This window comes from Streptomyces sp. NBC_00162 (genome assembly GCF_024611995.1).
Lineage (GTDB): Bacteria > Actinomycetota > Actinomycetes > Streptomycetales > Streptomycetaceae > Streptomyces.
In genome coordinates this window covers 7,610,930-7,637,515 of sequence record NZ_CP102509.1, presented here as the reverse complement: position 1 = coordinate 7,637,515, position 26,586 = coordinate 7,610,930, and the positions used below count along the sequence as shown (strand labels likewise).

Here is a 26,586-nt window from a genome sequence, read left to right as displayed (position 1 = left end):
CGGTCGACTCTGCCGCTGTAGGGTCCCCAGCGGAACTGGTGATCGACTGAACCCGTATGAAGGAAAACTGATGATCGATGTGCAGCGGCTGCGCGTCCTGCGGGCCGTGGCGGAGCACGGCAGCTTCAACAGGGCCGCCGGCGCCCTGCTGCTGACCCCGTCGGCCGTCTCCCAGCACATCGCCGCGCTGGAACGCACCCTGGGCCACCCCGTGGCCGTGCGCAGCACCCGCGGGGTCACCCTGACCGAGCCCGGACGGCTGCTGGTGGAGGCGGCGGAGGCGATCTCCGCCGAACTGGACCAGGTCCGCCACGAGATCGACCGGCTCACCGCTCCGCGGCCGCGCCTGACCGTGGCCACCTTCACCAGCGGCGGCCGCCACCTGCTGCCCGCGGCGCTCGCCCGGTTCGTGGCCGCGCATCCGGAGGTGGAACTGACGGTGCTGGAGAGCGAGCCGGAGGCCGCCGTGCCGATGGTGCGCGGCGGCGCGGCCGACCTCGCCCTCACCTATCACTTCGACGGGCCGCCGCCCGTGCGGCCGGGCGAGCGCCCGGCGCTCGACTGGGTCCCGCTGATGGAGGACCCGCTCTGGCTGGTCCTGCCGCGCGGGCACCGGCTCGCGGACCGGTCCTCGCTGAGCCTGGCCGAGCTCTCCGGCGAGCGCTGGGTGCTCGGCTGCCTCAAGACGGAGGCGTTCCTGCGCCGTTACGCGGAACTCGCCGGCTTCGACCTCCGGGTGGGGGCGTCCACCACCGACTACTTCTTCGCGCAGACCCTGGTCGCGGCGGGCGTGGGCGTCTCGCTGGTCCCGAACGTCTCGCTGGCCCCGTCCCCGGAACTGACGGTGATCCGCGTCGAACCCCCGCGCCCCGCCCGCCACATCGGCCTCCTCCTCCCCCGCCGACGCCGCCCCCACCCGTACGCCCGATCCCTGACCGAAGCCCTGACCGCCACCGCCCACCGGGCAGCCCAACCGTGAACCGCCTCCTGTCCGCGCGGGCGAGCCGTCCGTCAGCCGGCCCCGTCCTCCGGTGTCCCGGCCGTCAGGGTGCGCAGGCGGCGGGCGGCGGTTTCCGCCGCGCGGCGGGCCTTTCCGGCCTCCCGGTCGGCCTCGCGGTGGCGTTCCTCGGTCTCGGCCACGGCGGCGTACGCGTGGTCGCGGGCGGCCGTGGCGCGCTCGAGCTCCGCATCGGCGGCCGCCGCCTGCCCGACGGCCCGCTGCCGGGCCTCCTCGGCCAGCCGTAGTTCGTCCTCCCGCGCCACGGCCGCCCACTGCGCGTCCTGGGCGGCGGCGCGGGCGGCGGTCACCCGGGGTTCGGGCGGGGCGGTCGGCTCCGGGGGTGACGCGGGCGGCGCGGGCGGGGCGGTCGGTACGGCGTCCGGGTCCACACCGGGGAACTCCGTCGACAGGGCCGGGGCCTTCGTCAGCCGGCCGGAGGCCCAGGCCTCGGCCGCCTCCGGATCGGCGAGGGCGGCGTACAGGATCTGCTCGACCTCCCGCACCACCGTCTCGGACACGGCCGTCCCGGCCTCCTCGGCCAGCCGGAGCGCCTCGCGGGCCAGGGCCCCGATCACCACGTGCTGCTGGTGGGACAGATCGCGCAACTGCTCCCCGTCCAGGGACCGGTGCGCCGCCCGCAGCGCCTGCCCGAGCTGGCGGAACTGTTCGACCTCGTCCGGCTTCGCACGGACCAGCGTGTTCGACGTCCAGGCCGCGAGCGTGGGGCGGCGCAGTCCCGCGATCCGCTTCCCCGCGGCCTGGTCCCCGGCCCGTTTCGCGCGGGCGGCGGCCTCGTCCCGGGCCGCCGTGAACCGCGCCGGGGGCAGCGCGTACAGGGTGTCGATGATCTCTTCCACATCCACGCGGCCCACTGTCCGTCATCACCGCCCGTGGACGGGGGACCGTCACCGCTCCGCGCGCCGCCCGATCCGATCCGATCAGTTCAGATCCGATCGGATCAGAGGTTCATCGGCCGGTGTTCGTCGGCTATGCGGCCGTCGCGAAGTTCCACCACCCGGTCGGCCAGTTCGATCAGGGCCGGGTCGTGGGTGGCGACCAGCGCGGTGACGCCTTCGCTGCGCACCACCGCGCGCAGCAGCCGCATGATCGAGCGCCCGGTCTCGGAGTCGAGCTGGCCGGTCGGTTCGTCCGCGATGATCAGGTCGGGTTCGTTGGCGAGGGCGCGGGCCACGGCCACGCGCTGCTGCTGGCCGCCGGAGAGTTCGCCGGGGCGCTGGCCCGCGTGCTCGGCCAGGCCCACCAGGGCCAGCAGGGTCCTGGCGCGTTCCTCGCGCTGCTGGGCCGGGATCTTGCGCAGCCGCATGGGGACCCCGACGTTCTCGGCGGCGGTGAGGACGGGGATCAGGCCGAAGGACTGGAACACGAAGCCGATCCGGTCCCGGCGCAGGGCCAGCAGCCCCGGCTCGTCGAGGCCGGCCAGCGGAGTGCCGTCGAGCAGGACGGCTCCCGTGGTCGGGGTGTCCAGGCCGCCGACCAGGTTCAGCAGGGTGGTCTTGCCGGAGCCGGAGCGGCCCTTGAGCGCGGTGAGTTCGCCGCGGCGCACCTCGAACGAGACGCCGCGCAGGGCGTGTACGGTCCGCGGGCCGCTGCCGAAGCTCCGGTGGACGTCGTCCACGACGACCATGGGCGTCCGGTCCGCGGCCGTGCCGTCCTGGTGCTGCGTCATGTTGTGGGCTCCCCCTGGGACTCGAATCGGCCGACGGAGGACGCCGCCCGAGGCACCTCCTGCTCGAATTTGCTCATCCGTCACATCCTTCGCGCAAGTCCCTTCCCCCGTGCGTTCGAATCTGACAGCATCGTCCGCTATCCGGTGCCAGTGGTCCGGTCGGGGGAGGAACAGGCACATGCTCGGCTTCGTCGTGCGCCGGCTGCGCGGGCGATTGCCGCTCGCCGCCGCCGTACTGCTGACCGTATTGATCACCACGACCGTCCTGACGGCGCTGTTCGCCTTCACGCGCGGCGTGGGCGAGGCCGGGCTGCGCCAGGCCCTCCAGGGGCCGGGCCGGGAACGGGCCACCGTGCTGGTCACCGGCGAGCACCCGGCGCCGGCACGCACCCAGGACGACGCGGCCGTACGGGGCTTCGCGGACGAGCTGTTCGGCCGGCTCCCGGTCGGCGTCGAGAGCCTGGCGCGCAGCCGCCCGTACGGCCTGCCGGGCGCCGCCGCCCCCGGCAGGGAAGCCGATCTGACGCTGCTCGCCTCCTTCGACCGCCGACGCGTACGACTGCTCGCGGGCCAGTGGCCACAGGCGACGGGCGGTTCGGGCTCCGCGGCCGGCCCGTCCCCCCTGGGGGTGGCGGTGCCCCGGGCGGCGCTGGTCCGGCTCGGGCTGACCGAGGCCGCGCTGCCCGCCGAGGTGCGCCTGGCCGACCGGTACGGCGGCGCCCCGCTCACGGTGCTGGTCACCGGGGTGTACCGGGCAGCCGATCCGGCGGACCCGTACTGGCGGCTCGACCCGCTCGGCGGCCGCGAACTCCAGGTCAGCAGTTTCACCACCTACGGCCCGCTGCTCGTCGACGACACCGCCTTCACGGCGGGCGGTCTTCCGCAGAACAGCCGCGGCTCGCTCCTGACCGCCGACTTCACCACCGTGCGCGCCGCCGAGGCCGGGGCCCTGCGCGAGCGCGCGGCGGGACTGACTGGCGGCCCCGGGGAAGCAGGGGTGAAAACCCCCGCCGGGTTCCAGGTCAAGACGGAACTCCCGGTCCTGCTCGAGGAGTTGGAGTCGGGCCGGCTCGTCGCCCGGTCCTCCCTGCTGGTCGGTGCGCTCCAGCTCGCCGTCCTCGCCGCGGCCGCACTTCTGCTGGTCGCCCAGCTGCTGACGGACCGCCAGGAGCCGGAGCGGGTCCTGCTCACCGCGCGCGGCGCCTCACGCGCCCGGCTCGGCGCCCTCGGCGCCGCCGGATCGCTGCTCCTGGCCCTGCCCGCCGCCGTTCTGGCACCCCTCCTCACCCCACCCCTGCTCGACCTCCTCAGCGGCTACGGCCCGCTGTCGCGGGTCCCCCTGGACACCTCCGGGACCTGGCTGCTGTGGCCCGTCGCGGCCGCCTGCGCCCTCGGGTGCGTGGCCCTGACCGCGCTGCCCGCCGTGCTGCGCGGCGCGGGGGCCTCCGCTCTGCGCCGCAGCGGCCGCCGCCAGGCCCTGGTCGCCGGGGCCGCCCGGTCCGGCGCGGACCTGGCGCTGGTGGCCCTCGCCGTCCTCGCCTACCAGCAGCTCGCCCAGTACAGCGGCGCCGGGCACGAGCCCGCCCCGGCCGGGGCGTCCGGCGGGCTCGGCGTCGACCCGGTGCTGGTCGCCGCGCCGACCCTGGCCCTGTGCGCGGGCACCCTGCTGGTGCTGCGCCTCCTGCCGTTCGCCGCGCGGCTGGGCGGCCGGCTGGCGGCGCGCGGCCGCGGGCTCGGCCCGGCGCTGGTCGGCTGGCAGCTCGCCCGCCGGCCGAGGCGGGCCACCGGCCCGGTCCTCCTGCTGGTCCTCGCCGTGTCCAGCGGGGTCCTGGCGCTCGGCCAGCACACCGCCTGGACCGCCTCCCAGCGCGACCAGGCGGAGTTCGCCACCGCCGGGGGCCTGCGGATCTCCGGCAGCGAGCTGGCCCCGCTGGGCCGGGGCGGCCGCTACTCCTCGCTGCCCGGCGGCGAACGGGTGATCCCGGTGGTCCGCACGAAACAGGAGCTGCCCGGCGGCCGGGCCGGGCAGGTGCTCGCGCTGGACGCCGCCGCAGTGGCCGAACGGGTGCCGCTGCGCAGCGACCTGAGGGACGGGCGGGCCATGCGCGAGCTGTTCACGCCGCTCGCCGCCGCGAACGGCTCGGCGGGCGGCGGCATAGAACTGCCGGGTCACCCCCGCCGGCTCGAGGTCGACGTGAGCGCCCAGACCCCCCGTTCGGGTGGCCGCCCCGGTCTGGGACTGCTGCTGCGCGACCGGTTCGGCCTGACCTACCGCACGCCCCTGCTCCCGCTCCCCGAATCCGGGGAGGGCACCGTCCCGGTGGACCTCGACGCGCTGGCCGGGGCCCCGCTCGGGTCCGCCGCCGCCCCCCTGAGCCTGGCCGGGCTCGTGCTCTCGTACGGCCTCGAGGCCGGACCGGGCGGCCGCCCCGAGCAGCCCGGGACCGGCGAGCCCGCGCTCCCCGGGGAGCTGACCGTACGTCGCCTCGCGGTCGCCGAGGCCCCCGGCGCGGCGGCGGTGCCCGTGCCGCTCCCCGCGGCCCCGCCCGGCTGGACCCTGAAGGCCCCGCCGCTGTCCGGCGCCACCCCCGCCGCCGAACTCCTGCCCGCGCAGGAAGCTCCGGGCGGCCCGGCGCTGCTCCGGCTGCGCTACCGCGGCGGCACGGACACCTTCGGCGGTGTCCAGATCGGGCTGCTCGCCGGGCCCGCGCCCGCCGCCGAGGTGCCCGGGATCGCCACCCGCGGCTACCTCGCCGCCGTCGGGGCGGCCGTCGGCGACCTGGTCCCCGTGCCGCTGGGCGGCGCCACCGTGCCGGTGCGGATCACCGCCGCCGTCGGCTCGCTGCCGGTGGCCGGGGACACCGCGCTCGCCGTGGATCTGGCCACCGCCGGGCGGCTGCTGGCGTCCGACACCGGGCGGGAGCTGCCGCCGCCCGCGGAGTGGTGGCTGCCCGCCGCCTCCGCCGGGGACCCCGCTCCGGCGCGGGCCGCCGCCGAGCTGCGCGGCGGGGCCGGTGGCCAACAGGTGGAGCTGCGCGGGGAAGTGGCCGCCGCGCTGCTGGAGGACCCGCTGAGCGCCGGTCCGCAGAGCGCGCTCGCCGCCCTCGCGGTGGCCTGCGCGGTGCTGGCCGCGATCGGCTTCGGAGCCTCCGCCGCGGCCGCGGGGCGCGAGCGGGCCCGGGAGTTCGCCGTGCTGACGGCGCTGGGTGCGCCCCGCCGCGGGCTCGGCCGCACGGCCGCCGCCGAGAACGGTGTCCTGGTCGGCCTCGGGACCGCCGTCGGGGTGGGGCTGGGCGCCGCCATCGTCCACCTGGTGGTGCCGCTGGTCGTGCTGACGCCGGCCGCGCGGCGGCCCGTGCCGGAAGTGAGGGTGGACCTGCCGACCGTCGGAACGCTGCTGATGGCCGCCGCGATCGCCGCGGTGCCCCTGCTGTCGGCCGTGATCGGCGGCCGCCATGACCGGACCGCCCGGGGCACCGCCGACCGGCTGCGCCTCTTGGAGGAGATGTGACCCGCCCGGCCCCGGCCCCGGCCCCGACCACCGCCGACGGGCGCGGGCACCGCCCCGCTCCCTGGGTGCGGACCCGGCTCCGCGCGGCGCCGCTGACCGTGCTGCTCGGCGCCGCCCTGGCATTCGTCGCCGTACTGCTGGCGGCCGCGCTGCCGCGCGCCGTGGACCGCGGCGCCGACCAGGCCCTGCGTTCCTTCCTGCACGACCAGGGCCCCGGACCGACGAGCCTGTCCGCCTCCGTCACCTCCCGTGGCGGACGGATGACCCCGCAGGACCTGGACTCCGTACTGGCCGCCCTGCGCGCACGCACCGGCGGCGCCTTCCGCCTCGACGCGAGCGGTCCCGTCCACGGGGCGCGCGGTGTGAAGGCCAGCAACCTGGCCACGCCCGGCCTGGACCGGCCCGAGGCCGTCGACCCCCGGCTCACCCTGGTCCACCTCCCGGAGGCCGCCGCCCACACCTCGCTGGTCGCCGGCCGCTGGCCGAGCGGCGGCGAACCCGGCGCCCCGGTCCCGGTGGCCCTGTCGCGCAGTGCCTCCGAGACCCTCAAGGCCCCGCTCGGCACCGTGCTGGAATCCACGCCGAGCATCTCCGGGACGCTCCGGGCCGAGGTCGTCGGGCTGTACGACGCCACCGATCCCGCCGATGTCTACTGGACCGACCTGCCGTGCCTGACCAAGGCCTGCCAGAACCGAACCCCCGACTCCCTGCCGAAGGTGTACTGGCAGACCGCCGCCCTCGTCGGCGCGGACGGCCTCGACCGCATCGGCGCCTGGGGCGAGGGGGCCGAGTACTTCTGGCGGCTTCCCGTGGACACCGGTGTCCTGCGGGCCGACCTGCTGCCGGGCGTCTCGCGGGAGATCGCCTCCTTCGTCACCGGCCCCACCGCCTCCGGACTCTCCGCCGCCTTCAAGCGTCCCGATCTGCACATCAGCTCCCGCCTTCCCGAACTGTTCAAGCGGGCCGAGGCCCGGCAGCGGGGCGCAGCGCCGCTCGCCGCGATCGGCCCGGCCGGTGTCGCAGGGGTGGCCGCCGTCGTGTTCTGCCTGGCCGCCGCCCTCACCGGCGACCGGCGCCAGGCCGAGCTGCGGCTGCTGCTGGCCCGCGGCGGCTCGCGCCACTCCCTGGTGCGCCGCCTGCTCGGCGAAGGTGCCGTCACCGTGCTGCCGGCCGCCGCGCTCGCCGCCTGGCTCGCCATACGGCTGCTGCCGACTCCCCGGCTGACGGCCTCGCTGGTCGCCGCCACCGCCGTGACGCTGCTCGCCCTGCTGGCCTTCCCCGTACGGGCCTTCGTACTGCTGTCCGCGCCGCGCGGGCCGCGCCCCCGGCGCCGCCTCGTCGCCGAGCTGCTGGTCCTCGCCGCCACCGCCGCGGCCGTGCTGGAGGTACGCCGCCGCGGCGTCGCCCCCGCCGCCGGACTCGATCCGCTGCTGGTGGCCGCCCCGCTGCTGCTCGCGCTGTCCGGCGCCCTGCTGCTCTCCCGGCTCCTGCCCGCCCTCGTCGGGGCACTGGCCCGGGCGGCCGGCCGGCGCCCGGGCCTGATCGGCTTCCTCGGGCTGGCCCGCGCCGCCCGGGGCGGCGGGGGCCGCGGGAGCCGCGGGCGGCCTTCCGTACTGCCGCTGATCGCCCTGATGCTCGCGGTGACCACGGGCGGCTTCGGTGCCACGGTGCTGGGTTCGGTGGACACCGAGCGGCTCCAGGTGGCCCGGCAGGCCGTGGGCGGGGACGCCCAGATCGCCGCGCCCGCGGGAGAAGCCCTGACGCCGGAGCTGATCCGGGCGGCGAACGAACTGCCCGGGGTACGGACGCCGGTCGCCGCCTGGGTGGAAGAGGACGACGCGTTCCTCTTCGGCACCGATCGGGGCTCTCCGCAGGTCAGGGTGGTCGTCGTCGACCCGGTGGCGTACGCGGCGCTGGCCCGTACGGTCGGGCGCGGCCGCTTCGACCCGGCGCTGCTCGCCGGGGGTGCCCCCGGCGCTCCGCTGCCCGCGCTGTTCAGCGGCGACCTGGTCGCGCGGGCCGGCGACCAGGCCTACCGGCTGCGGGTCCGCGGCGAGGAACTCCAGGTCAGGGCCGCTGCCGTGGTCGACGGCACGCCGGCGCTGCCGGGCAGCGGAGCCGCCATCCTCGTCCTGCCGGCGCAGCCGGCCGTCGCCCTGACGCCCCGGATCTCCTCCCCCAACCGGTGGTTCGCCACCGGATCCGTCGACGCGGACCGGCTGGAGGAGCTGGTCCGCGCCGGGACCCCGGCCGCGACCGCGGAGCAGGTCCTGGTGCGGACGAGTGCCGCCACCGTCGCCGGCCTCGCCGCCGACCCGCTCCAGCACTCGGCCGGACGGCTGTTCTGGGCGGCGGTCGCCGGGGCCGCCGGATTCGCCGTGCTGGCCGTCCTGCTGACGCTGATGCGGGCCGCGCCCGACCGGGCCGCGCTGCTCGCACGGCTGCGCACCATGGGCCTGCGTCCCCGGCAGGGCGTGGCGCTGATCCTGGCCGAGGCCTTGCCGCAGGCGCTGGTCGCCGCGGTCGGCGGCGGGCTGGTCGCGGCGGCGGCCGTGGCCCTGCTCGGCCCGGCCGTGGACCTTTCCGCGCTGGTCGGTGCGCAGGTCCCGGCGGGGCTGCGGCTCACCGCGCGGCCCGTGCTGACCCAGGCGCTGGGCCTGGCGGCCCTGGTCGCCGTGGCCGTGCTCGCGGAGGCGGCGATATCCGGCAGACGACAGATCTCCACCGAGCTGAGAGCGGGAGACCAGCGGTGAACACCGAGCAGCCGACCTACGAAGAGCTGCGCCGGCAGGCCCTGGCCGCCGCCGCACCCCGTATGACCGGGGCGGACACGGCAATCGTCTGCGACCGTCTGGTGCGCATCTTCAGCACCGACGGGGTCGAGGTACAGGCCTTGCAGGGGCTCGAACTGACCGTGGCCCAGGGCGATCTGGTGGCCCTGGTCGGTGCCTCCGGCAGCGGCAAGTCCACCCTGCTGAACATCCTGGCGGGCCTGGACGTCCCCACGGCGGGCACCGCCACCGTCGGCGGCTACGACCTGCTCGAGATGTCCGCCAAGGACCGTCTGCGCTACCGCCGGGAGGCGGTGGGATTCGTCTGGCAGCAGACGGCCCGCAACCTGCTGCCCTTCCTGACCGCGGCCCAGAACATCGCCCTCCCCATGCAGCTGAGGGGCCGGGCCGCCAGGGGCGCGGCCGGGCGCCGGGCGGCCGCCCGGGTCGGCGACCTCCTCGAAGCCCTGCAGATCACCGATCTCGCGGGCCGCCGGCCTGCCGAGCTCTCCGGCGGCCAGCAGCAGCGCGTGGCCATCGCCGTGGCCATGGCCAACGACCCGGCGGTCCTCCTCGCCGACGAGCCCACCGGCGAGCTGGACTCCGAGACCGGCGCCGCCATCTTCGAGGCCTTCCGCACGGTGAACCGGGAGTTGGGCGCCACCGTGGTCATCGTGACCCACGATCCGCTCGTCGCCGGAGAGGTCCGGCGTACGGTGGCCATCCGCGACGGCCGCACCAGCAGCGAGGTGCTGCGCCGCACCGTGACCGACGAACACGGCGCGGAATCGGTGAGCGAACGCGAGTACGTGATGCTGGACCGCACCGGCCGCGTCCAGCTGCCGCAGAAGTTCCTGGAGGCCCTCGGCATGGAGCAGCGCGTGGCCGTCGACCTCGCCGCCGACCACATCGAGGTGCGCCGCGACGACTCCGACGCGGACGGGGGCTGAGGCGCCCCCGCGAATGGTTTCGTCACTTTCGCGGCCCAGGGGTCGTTAGGGCCTCGGGGTTGACTCGGGGGCGAAGGGATGAACGGAATGCGGCAATTTCCTCTGGAGATGCTCCACGTGGCACCCGGCCGGGTGGTCGAGTGGCGGCTCAGGTCCGCGGTCGCGGAGGCCTGCGGCCCCGACGACGAGTCGGGCAGGAGGGCGTCCTTCAACCAGGAGAAGCACTTCACCGTCGCCGAGGAGAGCCGGGCCGCCGACGACCCCGTCGCATCGTGGATCGCGGTCACCTTCGAGGTGGCCGGGCGGCTGGACGAACCGGCCCTGGCGCAGGCCCTGCTGGCCTTCGTGCAGCGGCACGAGGTGCTCAGGTGCGCGTTCCTCCGCCTGGCCGGGGAGCTGGCTTGTGAGCCCTTCGACCCGGCCGAACTCGCCCTCGACGCCGCGACGGTGGGGAACTTCGAGACCTCCGCGGCGCTGCGGGGCTTTCTCGTCGAGCGGTTCACCCGGAGCATCGACACGCTGTCCTGGCCGCTGTTCGTCATGGGCGCGGTGCTGCGCGAGGACTCCGCGACGGTCTACCTGGCCTTCGACCACATCGTGTGCGACGGCATGTCGATGCCGATCGTCGTCCACGAGGTGCTGACCGCGTACGAGGCCCTGTGCCGCGGCGAGGACACCGTACTGCCGGCGGCCGCGCCCAGCTATCTCGACTTCGCCGACGAGCAGCGCCGCCGCTACCTGTCCATCGACGCCCGCGACGAACGCCTGGACTACTGGAAGGAGTTCATCGCGCGCGGCGGCGAGTTCTTCCCCCGCTTCCCGCTCGACCTCGGCGTGGAGCCGGACCGGATGTACCCGATCGTCAACGAGGCCTCCACACTGCTGGACGCCGCCGAGACCGAGGTCTTCGAGAAGACCTGTCTGGCCGTCGGCGGCAAGCCCTTCATGGGGGTGCTCGCCTCCGTCGCCGTATGCCTGCGCGAGGCCGGCGGACCGGGCGTCTACCGGGGGTTCATGCCGGTGAGCGAGCGCGGCCGGGAGGGCTGGGGGGACTCGGTGGGCTGGTTCGTCAACACCATGCCCATCGAGTTCGACGCCTCGCCCGGCCGGGACTTCGCCCAGATCATGGCGGGGGTCCGGGCCGGGTTCAGCGAGATGATCGGCCACATCGACGTGCCGTTCGTACGGGCCTGGGAGCTGCTCGCCCCCGAGGAGTTCGCCGCCCGTTCCTGGCCGTACCCGGTGAACTTCTTCTCGTACATCGACATGCGCAGGTGCCGGGGTGCCGAGCGGCACGACGAGTGGCGGCCCTCGACCCACGTGTGGTCGGCGCGTGCCAACGGTGCCTGTTCGTGGTTCCAGCGCGATGCCGACGGGCTGCACATGAACTCCCTCTACGTCGACACCGCGGCGGCCCGCCGCACCATGGGCGACCTCCAGGAGGCGCTGCGCCGGACGGTCCAGGACATCGCCCGCTCGGGCGGCTTCCGCCGGCCCGTCGCGCTGACCGCGCCGCGCCGGCCCGAGCGGACGCCGCTCGATGTGGCGGTCCGCTACGGCAGGTAGAGGGTGTAGAGGAGCCTGTTCGGCACGACCGGCGGGCTGCCCTGGAGGGCGCCGGTCGTGGCGTTCGCGACGAGGGCCTGTTTGACCTGTGCGGGGGTGTCGCCCGGCCGGAAGGCGAGATGGAGGGCGGCGGCTCCGGACGTGTGGGCGGTGGCCGCCGAGGTGCCGCTGAGGGCGGCCGTGGCGGTGTCGCCGTCCTTCCAGGCGGAGGGGATGGCCACACCGGGGGCGAACAGGGCAACGCAGTTGCCGTAGTTGGAGGAGGCGGCACGGCGGTCGAGGCTGTCGCTCGCGCCGACGGTGATGATCTCGGGCAGCCGGGCGGGCGAGTTGGCGCAGGCTCCGTCGGGCCGGGCGGAACCGCCGGCCGCGGCGGTGTAGGTGATCCCGGCGCGGATGGAGCCGCGGACGGCCGCGTCGAGGGCGGTGTTGGCGGCCCCGCCCAGGCTCATGTTCGCGACTGCGGGGCGGATCGCGTTCGCGGTGACCCAGTCGACGCCCGCGATGACCCCCGAGGTACTGGCGGATCCCTGGCAGTTCAGGACCCGTGCGGCGACCAGCCGGGCCTCCTTGGCCACGCCGTAGGCCGAACCCGCGGCGATCCCGCCGACGTGGGTGCCGTGGCCGTTGCAGTCGTTGCCGTTCTGGCCGTCCCCGACGGTGTCGGTGCCGACGGAGGCCCGGCCGCCGAACTGCGTGTGCGTGGTGCGCAGTCCGGTGTCGATGACGTACACCCGAACGCCGGGGGCGGTGGTGCGGTAGGCGTAGGTGGTGGAGAGCGGGAGCGCGCGCTGGTCGATGCGGTCCAGTCCCCAGGGGGCGCCCGGCTGGACGGCCGCCGGGCCGGCCGGGGCCGTGGCGTCGAGGGTGACCACGGTGTCCTGCTGGACCCTGGCCACCCGCGGGTCGGCGGCGAGCCTGGCCGCCCGGGCCTGGTCCATGCGCGCGGAGAAGCCGTGGAGCGCGTTCGTGTAGACGTGGCCGAGCCGTGCGCCGCCCGCCTTGGCCAGGAGGTCGGGGAGGGTTCGGGTACCGGCGGCGGACTCCTTCAGGACGACGATCCAGCTGTCCGGGACCGCGTTCTCGGCGGGGCCCGCGAGCTGTAACTCCCCCGCGGGGGCGGCGGAGGCGGGGGGAGCGATCGGCAGGAGGGCGGCGGCGAGCAGGACGGCGGACGGCAGCAGCCTCGAGAAGCGTCTGGTGGCGGTCATCTCCGGTGCACCTGGACCTTTCGTCGACCGGGTGTGGGGGCGCCCCAGATTCCCCGGCCGCGCCCGACGGCACAAGAGTGCGGTCCCGGACAGCCCGGCCGGGCAGCCAACACCTCACTGGAGCCGGTCGGCGCGCCCGCGGAGCAGGGAGCGTTCCCGCTCGTTGCGGGTGAGCGAGGCCGCCCGTTCGAACTCGGCGCGGGCCTCCGCCGGGCGGCCGAGCCGCTCCAGCAGGTCTCCCCGTACGCTCGGCAGCAGGTGGTAGGCGCGCAGGGCCGGTTCCTGCGCCAGCGCGTCGACCAGCGGGAGCGCGGCCTCCGGTCCCTGCGCCATCGAGACGGCGACCGCCCGGTTGAGCTCCACCACCGGGGACGGGATCAGTGTGACCAGCCGCCCGTACAGGGCGGCGATCGTCGGCCAGTCGGTGTCCTCGTAGCGGACGGCCGCCGCGTGGCAGCCGGCGATGGCGGCCTGTACCGAGTAGGGGCCGCTGCCCGCGTGCCGCATGGCCTCGATGCCCCGGTGGATGAGCATGCGGTTCCACCGGGCCCGGTTCTGGTCGGCGAGCAGGACCGGTTCCCCGTCGGGTCCGGTCCGGGTGGCCATCCGGGACGCCTGGAACTCCAGCAGCGCGGCGAGGCCGTGCACTTCGGGCTCCTTGGGCATCAGGCCCGCCAGGACGCGGACCAGCCGCAGCGCGTCCTCGCACAGGGCGGGGCGGACCAGGTCCTCGCCCGCGGTGGCCGAGTAGCCCTCGTTGAAGACGAGGTAGATGACCTCGAGGACCGATGCGAGCCGTGCCTCGCGGTCGGCCCCGTACGGGACTTCGAAGGGCACCCCCGCCGTGGCCAGGGTCCGTTTCGCCCGGACGATGCGCTGGGCGACGGCGGACTCGGACGCGAGGAAGGCGCGGGCGATCTCCTGGGTGGTCAGGCCGCCCATCAGCCGCAGGGTGAGCGCGATCCGGGCCTCGGTCGCCAGGAGCGGGTGGCAGGCGGTGAAGATCAGCCGTAGCAGGTCGTCGTCGATGTGCTCAGGGTCCGCGAGCTCGGCCGGTCCGGCGGGCGGCGGTACGTCCTCCAGGGTCCGGCCGACCTCCGCGAGCTTGCGCGCGTAGGTCTCCTTGCGGCGGACGAGGTCGATCGCGCGGTGTTTGGCGGTGGCCATGAGCCAGGCGCCCGGCCGGTCCGGGACGCCGGACTCGGGCCACTGTTCAAGCGCGGCGACCAGGGCGTCCTGGGCGAGTTCCTCGGCGATGCCGACGTCCCGGACGATACGGGCGACGCCGGCGATGATCCGCGCCGACTCGATCCTGAACACCGCTTCGACCGCCTGGGCCGTACTCACTGCCGTCACGGCCACCCATCAGAGCAGCCGTGACGAGGCAGGGCAAACGCGGCGCGGTCACATCTCCTGGATCTCCCGGACCTCGGCGCTGACGTTCCACTCCGCCGGGTGGATCTCCAGGAACCGCCTGGTCCACTCGATGGCCTCGGCCTTGTCCTTGCACTGGGTCAGGGAGTAGCCGCCGACGACCTCCTTGGTCTCGGTGAAGGGACCGTCGGTGTAGCTGATCTTCCCGCCGGACCAGCTGAGCCGGGTCCCTTCGGAGGTGGGCAGGAGTCCGGCGGTGTCGAGCATGACCCCGGCCTTGGTGATCTCCTCCAGCAGGGCGCCCATGCGCTGCTCGAACTCCGGCGGGAAGGCCTCGGGGGGCAGGTCCTGCTCGTTGATGCGGATCATGGTCAGGAAGCGCGGCATGGTGACTCCTCGGTCGGGAGGGCGGGGGCTTTCCCTGCCTCTCACCCCTGCGTCGAACGGGAGACGCCCGGATCGACAGCTCCTCGAAGATTCTTCGGAGAATTTTCGGGAGCCGCCACCACCGGGGCTCTGCCGCTCAGCCGCTCACCCGTTCAGCGGAGCCAGAAGAAGACGGTGTCCTGGGTCCGGCCCGCCTTCTTCGTCTCCTCCCACTCGTCGGCCTCCACCCGCATGGGCTCCAGCAGCACTTCCGCCGTCTCGCGGACTTCCGGGTCGAGCCGGTCGAGGACCGCCTCGTACGCCTCGACCAGCTCGGCGGCCCGGGACGCCGGGAACGTGCCCATCCACGGGACGGCGTCGCCCGGGTGCGGGAGCCGGATCGGCGGGCCGCCGAACAGGATGGCCGCGGGCGCGAGGTCGGCCGGGACCCCGTGCCGGGTCATCTCCTCGTCCACGGTGTAGAACCAGGAGGGCCGCCGCCAGTAGCCGAGGTCGTAGGTGTCGGAGAAGTTCACCGCGACCAGCGACTGGAAGGCGTAGGTGTAGGCGGGCTCCATGTCCGCACTGGGGCTGCCTTCCAGCAGTTCCTCCAGTGCCTGTACGACCGGCACGTCCAGCTTGATGCCCTGGTCTTCGAAGCGGGCGTCGGTCCGCGCGCACTGTTCCCGCGCGAATCCGAGAACGCGCTCCTGTTCGGGTGTCCGCTCCACCGCCGTCAGCAGCCGGATCACGGCCCGCATGTCGCCGGTGCTCATCTCCAGGTTCCCCATGGCCCCATTCCTCGTACGTCGAACTTCCATGATCGCCGACACCGGCGGCAGGTGGTGACCGGCCCCGGCGGTCAGCGGCTGTCCCCCACCCAGTCCCAGCGGCCGGGGTCCGCCGCCCGGCGGCGGTAGTGGGCGCGGCCGCCCGCCCCGTAGCGCCCTATCTCCGTGGGCAGCCTGGCCTCTTCGGCGAGCTGCCGGGCGCTCCAGCCGGTGATGTCGAGGAGGAGCCCGTCCAGGGGGCCGCCCACGAGTTCGCCGTAGGCGTGGCCGGGGCGCGGGCCGGGGTCGGGGTCTTCGTGGTCGGCGCCGTAGACCCGGCGCCGGAGCATCCTGTCGTCCATACCGTTCAGCTTCACAGGCACCACTGACAATCGGCCGCCGCGCGCAGCGGCGATGATGGTGGCCGCCTCCCTGGTCACGGGGGGCCCGGGAGCGAGGAGCGGCACGCATGGCACGTCGGGTACACCAGCCACTGGAGGACCAGGAGTTCGACTTCATCCTCTCCATGGCGCCGGGGCCGGTTCTCGCCTACTTCTGCGGGACCTGGCCGAAGGCCCTCGAGGCGTGCCGCGCGATGGACGCGGTCGTCGGCGAGCTGGCCGAGGAGTACGGGACGCGGTTCACGGCCGTCCGTACGGACATCACCCGCTGCCCGGGGCCGACCAGGCGTTTCGGCGTGACCGGCGCCCCGACCGCCGTGCTCGTCAAGGACGGCGAGGCGGTCGCGAGCCAGGCCGGTCCCATGACCCGCGAGGAGTTCCGGGCCTTCCTGGACGCCCATCTCTGAGGTCCGGGGACGCCCACTGGGCCCTGTGGGCGAACTTGGGGTGATCTGGCCGAAAGTGGCATAGGTGGGATAGGTGCCTCAGGCATGTAATGGAGTCCGGCACAACGGAACCATCGCTCGCGAGGTGCTCATGTCCTTCACGTCAGAGACCGTTGCCTTCCCCCAGGACCGAACCTGCCCCTACCACCCGCCGGCCGCCTACGAACCCCTGCGGGAGGCCCGGCCGCTCTCCCGCGTCACTCTTTTCGACGGCCGCTCCGTATGGGTGGTCACCGGACTGGCCGAGGCGCGCACCCTGCTCGCCGACGGCCGGCTCTCCACCGACCGCCGCAACGCGGGCTTCCCCACGCCCACCAGGCGGTTCAAGGGACTCCAGAACCGGCGGGCCGCGCTGCTCGGGTTCGACGACCCCGAGCACAACACCCAGCGCCGGATGCTGATCCCCTCCTTCACCCTGAAGCGGACCGCCGCACTGCGGCCGCGCATCCAGCAGACCGTGGACCGGCTGATCGACGAGATGGTCGCCGCGGGCCCGCGGGCGGAGCTGGTCGCCGCCTTCGCCCTGCCGGTGCCCTCGATGGTGATCTGCGCCCTGCTCGGAGTCCCGTACGAGGACCACGAGTTCTTCGAGGGAGAGTCACGGCGGCTGCTGCGCGGCCCGGAATCCGCCGATGTGGAGGACGCCCGCCGCCGGCTGGACGAGTACCTCGTCGACCTGATCGGGCGCAAACGCCGGGAGCCCGGGGACGGCCTGCTCGACGAGCTGATCGAGCAGCGCCTGGAGACCGGTGAGATCGGCGTCGGGGAACTGGCCGACCTCGCCGCGATCCTGCTGATCGCGGGGCACGAGACCACCGCCAACATGATCTCGCTCGGCACCTTCACCCTGCTGCGCCACCCGGAGCAGCTGGCCGAGCTGCGGGCGGACCCGACGCTGATGTCCACGGCCGTGGAGGAACTGATGCGGTTCCTGTCGATCGCGGACGGGATGCTGCGGGTGGCTACCGAGGACATCGAGATCGGCGGGGTCACGGTCCGCGCGGACGACGGGGTGGTCTTCTCCACCTCCGTCATCAACCGCGACGACTCCGCCTTCGAGGATCCGGACGCACTGGACTGGCACCGCCCCAACCGGCACCACGTGGCCTTCGGGTTCGGCATCCACCAGTGCCTCGGCCAGAACCTGGCCCGTGCGGAGATGGAGATCGCGCTGGGCACGCTGTTCGAGCGGCTGCCCGGGCTGCGGCTGGCGGCCGAGCCGGACCGGATCCCCTTCAAACCCGGCGACACCATCCAGGGCATGGTCGAACTCCCCGTGGCCTGGTGATCCGTCGTGTCGACCGCACGTCTGCACATCGACATCGACACGGGCGTCTGCATCGGCGCGGGTCAGTGCGCGCTGACCGCCCCCGGGGTGTTCACCCAGGACGACGACGGCTTCGGCGAGCTGCTCCCGGGGCGTGAGGACGGCGCCGGGAGCGCGCTGGTCCGGGAGGCCGCCCGGGCCTGTCCGGTCTCGGCCATCTCCGTACGGGAGGACTGAGTCACGGAGGACCGTATTTCCTGTACAGTTGTCCAGGAAATACGGTCCTCGGATTCATCCCTCGGATGCCTGATGCATCCCCCAAGAAGTGGAGGCGGCCCGTGCACACGGTCGCTCAGATCCTGATAGGCCTCGTGGCCGCCCTGCACCTGTACTTCCTGGTGCTGGAGATGTTCCTGTGGCAGCGGCCGCCGGGGCGCGCACTGTCCGGATTCGACGCGGACACCGCCGCTCTCACCGCGCCGCTCGCCGCCAACCAGGGCCTCTACAACGGGTTCCTCGCCGCGGGCCTGGTCTGGGCCCTAGTGATCGACTCGCTCGCCACGCAGATCTTCTTCCTGGTCTGCGTGATCGTCGCCGGGGTGTACGGGGCCGCGACCGCGAACCGGCGGATCCTCTTCGCCCAGGCCCTGCCCGGCGCGCTCGCGCTCGGCGCGGCGCTGCTGGCCGGGTGAGCCCGCAGGACGGGCGCGCACCGGACCCGCGCACGGCCAGGACGAAGGCACGGCTGCGCGAGAGCCTGCTCGCGGAGTGCGCCGGCAGCCCGCTCGCCGAGGTCAGCGTCTCGGCGGTGGTCCGCCGGGCGAAGGTCGGCCGGGCCACGTTCTACCTGCACTACGAGGACCTCACCGCGCTCGCCGTGGACGCCTGCGCCGATGTGGTGCACGCCGCGGTCGACGCCCTGCACGCCTGGCAGACCGGCCCGGCGGCGCTCCCCCCGGCGCGGCCCCCCGCCGCGCTGGCGGATTTCCTGGCCGGGGCCGCCGAGCGCGCGCCGCTCTACCGCACCTTGCTCCTCCCCGGCGGCGGGGGCCCGCTCGGCGACCGCCTCCACCGGGAGCTGCGCGAGCGCGCCCGCGCCGAGCGCGCTGCCGCGGGCGCCCCGAACCCGGATCTCGTCGCCTCGGCGGTCGCCGCCGCCTTCACCGGCGTCCTCGCGGACTGGCTCCACGGCGGCATCCCGGCCGATCCGCCCGGCCTGGCGGACCACCTGTGGCGGCTCCTGCTGGCCCTCCACCGGGCCGTCTAGGGGTCCGTCAGGCGCGGCAGCGCAGCATTTCCAGCGGGGGGTTGGCGTAGAGGTCCGCCCAGTGGTCCGCGCCGAACTCGCGTACGCCGGCCTCGGACACCTCCACCGGGACCCAGGTCAGCTCAGTGAATCCGGCCGCCTTCAGGCAGTCCTCGTAGACCTCGCGGCGCGGGCGGTTGGCGACGAACGAGACGGACGGGTCGAGCAGCGCCGTGGTCCGGACCTTCGGTCCGGTCTCGGCCTCCTCGCCGGTGAGCTCGCTGCGGAAGCCGTACTTGTCCGGGGTCGGCCCGTCGAAGCGGAAGTCGGGCGACTGGTTGAGCAGGAAGAGCTCGGCGCCGGGCTTCAGGCTCTGGTGGATGTTGCGGCACATCAGCTCCGTGGTGGCGATGTCCGGTGCGTAGTTGAGCAGCTGGACCGCCAGGACCACGTCGAAGGGCTGCTCGAAGGTCCGCAGCGTGGACACGTCGCCGACCTCGTAGCGCACGCCCAGCGGGTCGTGCTCCTCCAGCTTCTGCGCCACGGCGACCATCTCGCCGGAGATGTCGATTCCGAGCACGTCCGTGGCGCCGCGCCGCTTGAACTCCCGGCTGTAGAAGCCGGTGCCGGAGGCCAGGTCGAGCACCGACTTGCCGCTCACGTCCCCGACCAGGGCCAGAAAGCCGGGCACCACTGCGTACTGCTCCAGGGGCAGGGCCTTGAACCCCTCGTACGCCTCACCGATCTCGTCGTACTGCTGCTGCGCGCTCATCGCGTCGTCCTCCCCGTGTGTTTCACCATGTCATCGGCCCCGGCCGCCCGCGATCGGGACGGGCCGCTGCCTCCGGCTGGCAGTCTCTCCCAACCTGGCAGGCCGTCAGGCTTGGCGGAAACCACAAAAATATGGACTCCGCCCCGGGCTCCCGTACAGGCGGGCCTGCGAGTTCGAGCGGATGGACACGCCCTGGTCGCCGGGCCGGCCCGGTACGCGCGAGAGCCCCGCCGGGCGGACCGGCGGGGCTCACATCACGGGCCGGGCCCGTGAAGCGGCACTACGAGAGGGGGACCACCCGCTCTGCCTGCGGACCCTTGGGGCCCTGGGTGACGTTGTACTCGACCTTCTGGTTCTCCTCCAGCGACTTGAAGCCGGTGGACTCGATGGCGGAGAAGTGCACGAACACGTCCGGGCCTCCGTCGTCCTGCTGGATGAAGCCGAAGCCCTTCTCCGAGTTGAACCACTTCACGATGCCTGTTGCCATCTGGCTGATCCTTCTCAACGTTCCACTGCGGGCCGCACACGCGGCCGTCTCGAATCCTGCCCAACGGTTGCGCACAGCACACGCTGAACGCGGCCAACCGTGGCGTGGCGCGTAATCGAACTTCCGGCCGCCTCGTCCGTGAAACGGGGGAGGCGGCCCCTCGGGGGCGGCCGAGGGACACCTTCGAGAGGGGCGGACATGAGCGGATTCGCGACATTCCAGGTGCCGGACCGGGTGACCGGAACGGCGGCGGACGAGGCGCTCGGCCGGGCGATGACGGCCGCCTGGCAGCGCGACGGGATCTTCCAGATCGCCGCCGACGCCGGACAGCGGGCGCGGACGCGGGAGGCCATGGCGGCGAGCCGCCGGTTCTTCGCCCGGCCTCCGGCGGAGAAGGCGGCGTGCGTCAACGACACCTCGTACAGCGGGTACATCGCCTCGGGCGAGGAGGTCACGGCGGGCGAGCGGGACGCTTCGGAGATCTTCACCATCACCCCGGACCTGACGGACGGGCCCGGACTGCCCTGCCACGGGCCGGTGCCCTGGCCCGATCCCGGCTACCGCGCGGCCATGGAGGCCTATCTCGCCGGGGTGGGCGGCCTCGGGGAGCGGCTGCTGCGCCTGGTGGCGCTCGGGCTCGGCCCCGGCCTGGAAGGGGGCCCGGGACCGGCCGGCATGGACCGGCTGGCCGGGCTGACGCGGGGCGGCTGGCATCACATGCGGGTGCTGCGCTTCCCGGCGGCCTCCCGGACGACGGAGCGCGGGATCGGCGCGCACACCGACTACGGGCTGCTCGTGATCGCAGCCCAGGACGAGGTGGGCGGGCTCTTCGTGCGCCCGCCCATCGCCGGGGAGCGCCGGCCGCGGAACTGGCTCCCCGGGGAGAGCACGGCGGGCTTCGCCCAGGACTCCCCCGGCTGGACGTACGTGACCCCCGTACCCGGGGTGCTCACCGTGTTCCCCGGGGACATCCTGCAGTTCCTGACGGGCGGCGCCCTGCTGTCCACCCCGCACAAGGTGCGGCTCGCGGACCGGGAGCGGTACACGCTGGCCTACTTCCACGAGCCGCGCTTCGGCGCCCGGATCCGGCCCCTGCGGCCGGATCCCGGCGACGACACCGTGATCCACTACGGGGAGCACTTCACCCGCATGTTCATGCGCTGCTATCCGCAGCGGGCAACGACACGGCGGATCGAGGCCGAGGGGCTGCTGCGACGGCTCGGCGCGGTCCGCTGACCCGGCAGCCCAGGCAGTCGGCGTGCCCCGCACGGGCGGTGGTGTCCCGGGTGCGCCAGTCCCATTCGGTCTCGGGGCGGGGGCCGCTGGGCTTGCCCCACCCGGCGAGGTGCAGCAGCCAGGTGGTGATCCCGGCGGCGGCGACGACGGCGAGCCCGATCCAGATCCCGGGGATCCAGGCCGCGCACACGGCGAGGCCCGCTCCGGTGAAGCCGAGCAGGGCGATACCGGTACCGGTCCAGCCCGCCACCGTGTGGCCGAGGTCGACGTGGCCGTGGGCGCTCATGAATTCTCCCAGGTCGTGCGGTCGGCAGTAGGCTCGGAGAAAGGTTCATTTATCTCACGAGCTAAGTCACTTAGATGCTAAGGAGTATGTCCGTGGAGGGCAAGCCCCGCCCCCCGGCCACGGCCGCGGAGGCCATGTCGCGCATGGACCAGTACGTCGCCCTGGGCATCGTCGGCCAGCAGGAGGTGGCGCAGCGGCTCGGCCTCAACGTCACCGACCTGACCTGCCTGGGCCACATCCTGGGCGCCGGGGACACCCCACTGGCCGCCGGCGACCTCGCCGAGCTGGTGGATCTCACCACCGGCGCCGTCACCGGGGTCCTCAACCGCCTCGAGCGGGCCGGATACGCGCGGCGGCAGCCCGACCCCACCGACCGGCGGCGCGTACGGGTAGTGGCCGAGCCTGCTGCCGCCGCCCGAGTCGTCGCGGTCTACCAGCCCTTCTACGACCGGCTCGGCGCCCTGTTCGCCGATTACACCCCCGACGAGATCGCCGTGATCGCCGATTGGTTCGAGCGCGCCGCGGTCGAGGTCCGGACCCACTGCGCGCAGGTGCGGTCGGGGGAACCGGACACCGCGGAGGCATAGCCTCCGCTGGTACCATGGGCGGTTGACCATCTTCTTTCTGTCTCGTGTTTTCTGTCTCGAAAGGTCCTGCATGAGGAACCCGTCAGCTCATGGCCGTTTCGGTGTGAAGGTCGGTGCCAGGCCCGGCGGCAAGTCCGCCGCCAAGGCACCCCGGAGCACCGGGCCGCAGGGTGAGTTCACGATGCACGAGCCGAAGGTGCCGGGGCTGCCGCCCGTGACCTCGTTCTCCGAGCTGGACCTGCCCGCCGAGCTGATGACGACCCTGGGCCGGCTGGAGGTCAAGGACCCCTTCCCCATCCAGGCCGCGACGCTGCCGAACGCGCTGGCCGGACGGGACGTCCTGGGCCGCGCGCGGACGGGCTCCGGCAAGACCCTCGCCTTCGGCCTGGCGCTGCTGGCCCGTACGGCGGGACAGCAGGCGGACCCGAAGCGCCCGCTGGCACTGGTCCTCGTACCGACGCGCGAACTGGCGCAGCAGGTGACCGAGGCGCTGACCCCGTACGCCGAGGCCGTGAAGCTGCGGATGGTCACGGTGGTCGGCGGACTGTCCATCGGACGGCAGGTGAGTGCGCTGCGCACCGGCGCCGAGGTCGTGGTGGCCACCCCCGGGCGCCTGAGCGACCTGGTCGGACGGCGTGACGTGCACCTGGAGCGCGTGAAGATCACCGTGCTCGACGAGGCCGACCAGATGTGCGACATGGGCTTCATGCCGCAGGTCACCGAGATCCTGGATCAGGTGCACCACGCGGGGCAGCGAATGCTGTTCTCGGCGACCCTGGACCGGAACGTGGACCAGCTGGTGCGCACGTACCTGAAGGACCCGGTCTCGCACTCGGTCGACCCGCAGGCGGGCGCGGTGACCACGATGGACCACCACGTGCTGCACATCCACGCGGCCGACAAGATCTCGGCGGCCACCGAGATCGCGGCCCGCGACAACCGCGTGCTGATGTTCCTCGACACCAAGCACGGGGTCGACCAGTTCGTGAAGCACCTGCGGGCCATGGGCGTTCGGGCGGAGGGCCTGCACAGCGGCAAGTCGCAGCCGCAGCGCACCCGGACCCTGGCCCAGTTCAAGAGCGGGGCCGTGACCGTGCTGGTGGCGACCAACGTCGCGGCGCGCGGCATCCACATCGACGACCTCGACCTCGTGGTCAACGTCGACCCGCCGGCCGACCACAAGGACTACCTGCACCGGGGCGGCCGTACCGCCCGGGCCGGCGAGTCCGGCCGGGTCGTCACCCTCGTCGCCCCGAACCAGCGCCGGGACATGGTCCGGCTGATGGCGGACGCCCGGATCCGGCCGACCATCACCCAGGTGCGGTCCGGCGAGGCGGCCCTGAGCCGGATCACCGGCGCGAAGGCCCCTTCCGGGGTGCCGCTGGCCGGATCCGCGCCCACGGACGCCAAGGGCAGGCCCTCGGGCTCGGACCTCGGCTTCCGCGGGATCGGCACCCGGCCGGGCCGCCCGGGGAAGGGCAAGGAGTCCCGCAAGACGATGGAGGCCCGGCAGACCGCCGAGGCCCGCCGCGCCGCCCGGGTGCGCAAGGGCCTCTGACGCGTACCCGCAGGCCCCCGGATGCGGGGGCCTGCGGGTACGCCGGTCAGCCGTGGGCGCGGCGCCGCTTGTTCCGGGCGACGATCGCCCGGGTGACGACGGGAGGCAGCAGGTCCTTGGCGAGCCTGCGCCACCTGGCGCCCGGCCTGCGCACGGGGACCGGGGCCGGCTTTGCCGGTTCCGCCGGGGGCGCGGGGTGCAGAAGCTGCGGCGGCGTGGGCACCACGACCCCCTGGTCGCCTATGCGGACCAGGGGACGTCCCGCGACGGTGTCGATGCCGTGCCAGAGGTCCGTACGCCCCTCCAGCCAGGCCCGGAGCGCCGCCTGGTGGGGCTCCGGGTCGTCCCAGGTGGCGTAGAGCTTGGAGGCCGACACACAGATCGGGTGCAGCTCACCGCAGACGACGGCGGCCCAGACGGCGGCCGCGACGCCGGGGCAGTGCTCGGACCGGTAGTCGTCGAAGGCCACGACCCCTCCGGGGGCCGTCACGGTCCGCGAGGTCTCGATGTCCGTCGCCACGTGCTCGTACAGGTGGGAGGCGTCGATGTGGACGAAGCGGCAGCTCTTGGGGCGGACCCGGTCGGCGACCACGGAGGTCGGGGCCTGGATGATGGTCGGCAGCGCCGGGTGGAAGGCGAGGTAGTTCGTCTCGAATCCGCGGCGCGTGAGGGTGGGGTACGAACTCTGGGTCTCGGCGAGGTTCGAGTCGTCCGTCACGGGCGAGCCGAAGAGGTCGCAGATGGTGAACTCCTCCCCGGGGCGCAGGTGGCCGCCGATGAGGATGGCGCTCTTCCCCATGAACGCACCGAGTTCCAGGAGATCCCCCGCCAGCGGGTCGCCGGTGTCCTGACGCGTGAGGAACCAGTCGAAGAGCACCTGGTCGGATGCCGAGAACCAGCCTTCGACCGCGCTGTACGCGGTGGGGACGGACGGGGTCGGCTCACCCTCGGGGGTGGTGACGGGAGCCTGTGAAACATGTGACACGGAGCGTCATCCTCCAGCGAAACGGGAGCAGTTCAATACGTACACCCGGCCGGGTAACGGCACCCTAAGGCCCGTTACGGGCCTGTGACGAGAGTCCAGCGCGGTATGCGTGGAATCAGCATCCCGACCTTCCCGTATCGGCCCTTTTACCACCTTACGTCCGGGTATACCCGCCTCGCGTCAGTACGGGCCCCGGCGCGGGGCCGTTCCCGGCGGCCCGCCGGCGCAGCCGTTCGGCGGCGGCGTTGCGGACCCGGCGGGTGCGGGCGGCGTCGGCCAGCAGGCTCAGGGCCTCGTACGAGGTCAGAGACTGGGCGGCGGTGCGCTGGCACCAGTCGGAGGCGGCGGTGAGCTCCGCCGCCGACCAGGGTTCGCCGTGGGTGATGGCTTTGAGCAGGGTCCACTCGCGCAGCCGCCGCTCGGGGAAGGCACGTCCGGCGAGCGCCGCGGTCATGGCCTGGGCCCAGACGGGGAAGCCCTCGTCGGACAGCAGCCGTGCCGCCCGGCGGTTCAGGTGGGTGACCACCGCGCTCTCGGCCATCACCGGGTCGGGGTCGCGCAGCACGGCGGCCACGGCCTCGGCCTCGGCGGACTCCCCCGGCGCCACGGCCAGCGACTCCAGGTGGCGTTCGTAGCGCCAGTGCTCGGGCGGCGTGGCGCCTTCGCGGACGTGCGGACTCTTCTTCCCTCTCCCCATGGCACCCATTCCACACGACCTCCTTCAACGGCCGACGGTCAGGGTGGCCTCGGGCGGGGGCCGGGCGGGGCGGGTGCGGTCAGGGCACTATCGGCGGGCGGGCGCCAGCATCAGGGCCTCCGCGCCGACCGGCCGGAAGCCGGCCGCCTGGAAGGCGCGGACGCTGCGGGCGTTGCCGGTGGCCTGCTGGGACCAGACCGGCTGCCCGTCGGGGACCAGGTGGCGGGCGGCGCGGGCCAGGTCCCGTCCCAGGCCCCGGTGGCGGACGTCCTCGTCGACCTCGATCGCCGTCTCCCAGCGGCCCGCGACGCCCCGGCCGAGGATGAGCACTCCTCCGTCCGCCGCCCAGACCCGTACGTCGTCTCGGCGGCCCAGGGCCCGCCGTACCCGGGGGTGGTCGGGGTCGGCGATCTCGCGGAGTTCCAGCGGGGGTTCGCCGGGCAGCGGTCCGGCGACGGTGAGCAGGTCGATCGTGTCGGTGGTGCGCCCCGTACGGTCCAGCAGCGCGGCGAGGAAGCGCGCGTTCATGGTGGCGGCGAGGTCGTCGCACTCGACGGCGGCGAGGGTGGCCCGCACCCACTGCGGATCCTCGTCGGTGAACACCACGGAATGGGCGGTGAAGGCGATGACTCCCGCGTCGCGCCGGTTCTCCTGGGGCACGACCGTCGTCCCCCCGTCGGGAGGCGGGAAGCGCCCGTGGGCGGCGTCGTCCAGGATCTCGGCCAGCGTGCCGACGACGCGGAAGGGTTCAAGTGCCATGGCTGCGCTCCCGGTTCATGTTCGGTACACATGATCTCAGGTGCGGGGCAAGCGTGTTCGGGCGGGCCGGTGGGAGCCGGTGCGGTGCGGCGCACGGACCGGCTCTCCGGATCCGGCGGTCAGGGGCCGTCGGTCTCGCGGGGCTCCTCCTCCGGCTCGGGCAGCGGGGCGCCGGTCTCCAGGAGGGTCTTGAGGCTGGAGGCGAGCATGGGCCAGGCCCGCCCGCACATGCCGATCAAGGTGCCGCCGGGCTGGAAGCCCTCGTGCAGGATGGTCAGCCGTGCGAGGGTGTCGCCGACCGGCTCGATCTCGTAGGTCACCTTCGTGCGCCGCTCCTGGGCCAGTTCGGCCCGCAGCTCCTCGCCGATCCCGACCGAGGCCGCCCACTGCGGGGTAAAGGTGTGCCAGGTGTAGGACAGCAGACGGTCCGGGACGCAGTCCAGGACCACCTGCTCGGGGTCGCTGGTACGGGCCCCGCGCTCGACCCAGTCCATCGGCGAGCCCACCGCCCAGTCGGTCTCGAAGCTCAGGCCCCAGTACCGGCGGGTGAAGGCAGGTTCGGTGAGGGCCTGCCAGACCCGGGCGGGATCGGCCTGGATGTACAGGGTGTAGGTGATCGCACTGTCGCTCATGGCCCCATGCTGCGGGACCGC

At 74.0% G+C, this 26,586-nt stretch carries 27 protein-coding genes; 13 read left to right on the top strand and 14 right to left on the bottom strand.

Annotated elements, in window-relative coordinates; translation table 11 throughout:
- The first annotated feature begins 70 nt into the window (after nt 1–70).
- Nucleotides 71–979, top strand: coding sequence for a LysR family transcriptional regulator (locus tag JIW86_RS35240; protein ID WP_257558201.1), 909 nt, complete (start codon nt 71–73; stop codon nt 977–979).
- 32 nt (nt 980–1,011) lie between these two features.
- Here the strand turns inward: JIW86_RS35240 and JIW86_RS41750 are convergent, their stop codons facing one another.
- Together JIW86_RS41750 and JIW86_RS35230 are read right to left on the bottom strand one after the other, a co-directional pair.
- Nucleotides 1,012–1,863, bottom strand: a complete 852-nt coding sequence (locus tag JIW86_RS41750) for a hypothetical protein (RefSeq protein WP_322975568.1) — start codon at nt 1,861–1,863, stop codon at nt 1,012–1,014.
- A gap of 95 nt (nt 1,864–1,958) precedes the next feature.
- The gene (locus tag JIW86_RS35230) at nt 1,959–2,687 is read right to left on the bottom strand and encodes an ABC transporter ATP-binding protein (protein ID WP_215146973.1); all 729 of its coding nucleotides are present in this window, start codon (nt 2,685–2,687) and stop codon (nt 1,959–1,961) included.
- A gap of 178 nt (nt 2,688–2,865) precedes the next feature.
- Between JIW86_RS35230 and JIW86_RS35225 the strand changes: the two genes are divergently transcribed.
- The 4 genes from JIW86_RS35225 to JIW86_RS35210 all read left to right on the top strand — a co-directional run bounded on the left by JIW86_RS35225 (nt 2,866) and on the right by JIW86_RS35210 (nt 11,485).
- Nucleotides 2,866–6,198, top strand: a complete 3,333-nt coding sequence (locus JIW86_RS35225; RefSeq protein ID WP_257558198.1) for an FtsX-like permease family protein — start codon at nt 2,866–2,868, stop codon at nt 6,196–6,198.
- Complete coding sequence (locus JIW86_RS35220; protein WP_257558196.1) at nt 6,195–8,951, top strand: hypothetical protein; 2,757 nt, start codon at nt 6,195–6,197, stop codon at nt 8,949–8,951. The genes JIW86_RS35225 and JIW86_RS35220 overlap by 4 nt, the downstream gene beginning before the upstream one ends.
- Nucleotides 8,948–9,919, top strand: coding sequence for an ABC transporter ATP-binding protein (locus tag JIW86_RS35215; RefSeq protein ID WP_406367813.1), 972 nt, complete (start codon nt 8,948–8,950; stop codon nt 9,917–9,919). The genes JIW86_RS35220 and JIW86_RS35215 overlap by 4 nt, the downstream gene beginning before the upstream one ends.
- An 87-nt stretch (nt 9,920–10,006) precedes the next feature.
- A complete protein-coding gene (locus JIW86_RS35210; RefSeq protein ID WP_257558194.1) occupies nt 10,007–11,485 on the top strand; it encodes a condensation domain-containing protein in 1,479 nt (492 codons plus the stop codon).
- Here JIW86_RS35210 and JIW86_RS35205 read toward each other — a convergent pair.
- The 5 genes from JIW86_RS35205 to JIW86_RS35185 all read right to left on the bottom strand — a co-directional run bounded on the left by JIW86_RS35205 (nt 11,473) and on the right by JIW86_RS35185 (nt 15,568).
- Nucleotides 11,473–12,696 carry a S8 family peptidase gene (locus JIW86_RS35205; RefSeq protein WP_257558192.1) on the bottom strand — a complete coding sequence of 408 codons (1,224 nt, stop codon included), beginning with the start codon at nt 12,694–12,696 and terminating at the stop codon, nt 11,473–11,475. The genes JIW86_RS35210 and JIW86_RS35205 overlap by 13 nt on opposite strands.
- 114 nt (nt 12,697–12,810) lie before the next feature.
- Nucleotides 12,811–14,043 (bottom strand): RNA polymerase sigma factor, encoded by a 1,233-nt coding sequence (locus tag JIW86_RS35200; protein WP_257559558.1) that lies wholly within the window; start codon nt 14,041–14,043, stop codon nt 12,811–12,813.
- Between the two features lie 57 nt (nt 14,044–14,100).
- On the bottom strand, nt 14,101–14,457 hold the full coding sequence (locus JIW86_RS35195; RefSeq protein ID WP_215149980.1) for a YciI family protein: 357 nt from the start codon (nt 14,455–14,457) through the stop codon (nt 14,101–14,103).
- Between the two features lie 152 nt (nt 14,458–14,609).
- Nucleotides 14,610–15,227: a hypothetical protein gene (locus JIW86_RS35190; RefSeq protein WP_257558190.1), complete on the bottom strand. Its 618-nt coding sequence runs from the start codon at nt 15,225–15,227 to the stop codon at nt 14,610–14,612.
- A gap of 71 nt (nt 15,228–15,298) precedes the next feature.
- Complete coding sequence (locus JIW86_RS35185) at nt 15,299–15,568, bottom strand: hypothetical protein (RefSeq protein WP_257558188.1); 270 nt, start codon at nt 15,566–15,568, stop codon at nt 15,299–15,301.
- Nucleotides 15,569–15,675: 107 nt separating this feature from the next.
- Here JIW86_RS35185 and JIW86_RS35180 point away from each other — a divergent pair, with 107 nt between their 5' ends.
- The 5 genes from JIW86_RS35180 to JIW86_RS35160 all read left to right on the top strand — a co-directional run bounded on the left by JIW86_RS35180 (nt 15,676) and on the right by JIW86_RS35160 (nt 18,587).
- Nucleotides 15,676–16,014, top strand: a complete 339-nt coding sequence (locus JIW86_RS35180) for a thioredoxin family protein (RefSeq protein WP_215149987.1) — start codon at nt 15,676–15,678, stop codon at nt 16,012–16,014.
- Between the two features lie 130 nt (nt 16,015–16,144).
- A complete protein-coding gene (locus JIW86_RS35175; RefSeq protein WP_257558186.1) occupies nt 16,145–17,341 on the top strand; it encodes a cytochrome P450 in 1,197 nt (398 codons plus the stop codon).
- Between the two features lie 21 nt (nt 17,342–17,362).
- Nucleotides 17,363–17,557, top strand: coding sequence for a ferredoxin (locus tag JIW86_RS35170; protein WP_257559557.1), 195 nt, complete (start codon nt 17,363–17,365; stop codon nt 17,555–17,557).
- A gap of 101 nt (nt 17,558–17,658) precedes the next feature.
- A complete protein-coding gene (locus JIW86_RS35165) occupies nt 17,659–18,012 on the top strand; it encodes a DUF1304 domain-containing protein (RefSeq protein WP_215149992.1) in 354 nt (117 codons plus the stop codon).
- Nucleotides 18,009–18,587: a TetR/AcrR family transcriptional regulator gene (locus JIW86_RS35160; RefSeq protein WP_257558173.1), complete on the top strand. Its 579-nt coding sequence runs from the start codon at nt 18,009–18,011 to the stop codon at nt 18,585–18,587. Before JIW86_RS35165 ends, JIW86_RS35160 begins: the two co-directional genes overlap by 4 nt.
- Before the next feature lie 7 nt (nt 18,588–18,594).
- Here the strand turns inward: JIW86_RS35160 and JIW86_RS35155 are convergent, their stop codons facing one another.
- Nucleotides 18,595–19,338 carry a class I SAM-dependent methyltransferase gene (locus tag JIW86_RS35155; RefSeq protein ID WP_257558171.1) on the bottom strand — a complete coding sequence of 248 codons (744 nt, stop codon included), beginning with the start codon at nt 19,336–19,338 and terminating at the stop codon, nt 18,595–18,597.
- Nucleotides 19,339–19,618: 280 nt separating this feature from the next.
- Nucleotides 19,619–19,825, bottom strand: a complete 207-nt coding sequence (locus JIW86_RS35150) for a cold-shock protein (RefSeq protein WP_215149998.1) — start codon at nt 19,823–19,825, stop codon at nt 19,619–19,621.
- A 198-nt stretch (nt 19,826–20,023) separates the two neighbouring features.
- Here JIW86_RS35150 and JIW86_RS35145 point away from each other — a divergent pair, with 198 nt between their 5' ends.
- The gene (locus JIW86_RS35145) at nt 20,024–21,061 is read left to right on the top strand and encodes a 2-oxoglutarate and iron-dependent oxygenase domain-containing protein (RefSeq protein WP_257558168.1); all 1,038 of its coding nucleotides are present in this window, start codon (nt 20,024–20,026) and stop codon (nt 21,059–21,061) included.
- Here the strand turns inward: JIW86_RS35145 and JIW86_RS35140 are convergent.
- A complete protein-coding gene (locus JIW86_RS35140; protein ID WP_215150002.1) occupies nt 20,979–21,347 on the bottom strand; it encodes an HGxxPAAW family protein in 369 nt (122 codons plus the stop codon). The two genes, JIW86_RS35145 and JIW86_RS35140, sit on opposite strands and share 83 nt — an antisense overlap.
- Nucleotides 21,348–21,439: 92 nt before the next feature.
- Between JIW86_RS35140 and JIW86_RS35135 the strand changes: the two genes are divergently transcribed.
- A complete protein-coding gene (locus tag JIW86_RS35135) occupies nt 21,440–21,934 on the top strand; it encodes a MarR family winged helix-turn-helix transcriptional regulator (protein WP_257558165.1) in 495 nt (164 codons plus the stop codon).
- Between the two features lie 70 nt (nt 21,935–22,004).
- Nucleotides 22,005–23,492 carry a DEAD/DEAH box helicase gene (locus JIW86_RS35130; RefSeq protein WP_416237632.1) on the top strand — a complete coding sequence of 496 codons (1,488 nt, stop codon included), beginning with the start codon at nt 22,005–22,007 and terminating at the stop codon, nt 23,490–23,492.
- Between the two features lie 46 nt (nt 23,493–23,538).
- On the opposite strand, the gene JIW86_RS35125 is transcribed toward JIW86_RS35130, so the two are convergent.
- The 4 genes from JIW86_RS35125 to JIW86_RS35110 all read right to left on the bottom strand — a co-directional run bounded on the left by JIW86_RS35125 (nt 23,539) and on the right by JIW86_RS35110 (nt 26,565).
- Complete coding sequence (locus JIW86_RS35125) at nt 23,539–24,477, bottom strand: class I SAM-dependent methyltransferase (protein ID WP_257558161.1); 939 nt, start codon at nt 24,475–24,477, stop codon at nt 23,539–23,541.
- A 154-nt stretch (nt 24,478–24,631) separates the two neighbouring features.
- The gene (locus JIW86_RS35120) at nt 24,632–25,174 is read right to left on the bottom strand and encodes a hypothetical protein (protein ID WP_257558159.1); all 543 of its coding nucleotides are present in this window, start codon (nt 25,172–25,174) and stop codon (nt 24,632–24,634) included.
- An 87-nt stretch (nt 25,175–25,261) separates the two neighbouring features.
- On the bottom strand, nt 25,262–25,933 hold the full coding sequence (locus JIW86_RS35115; RefSeq protein WP_257558157.1) for a GNAT family N-acetyltransferase: 672 nt from the start codon (nt 25,931–25,933) through the stop codon (nt 25,262–25,264).
- 119 nt (nt 25,934–26,052) lie between these two features.
- Nucleotides 26,053–26,565, bottom strand: a complete 513-nt coding sequence (locus tag JIW86_RS35110; protein ID WP_215150014.1) for an SRPBCC family protein — start codon at nt 26,563–26,565, stop codon at nt 26,053–26,055.
- Between the last annotated feature and the right edge of the window lie 21 nt (nt 26,566–26,586).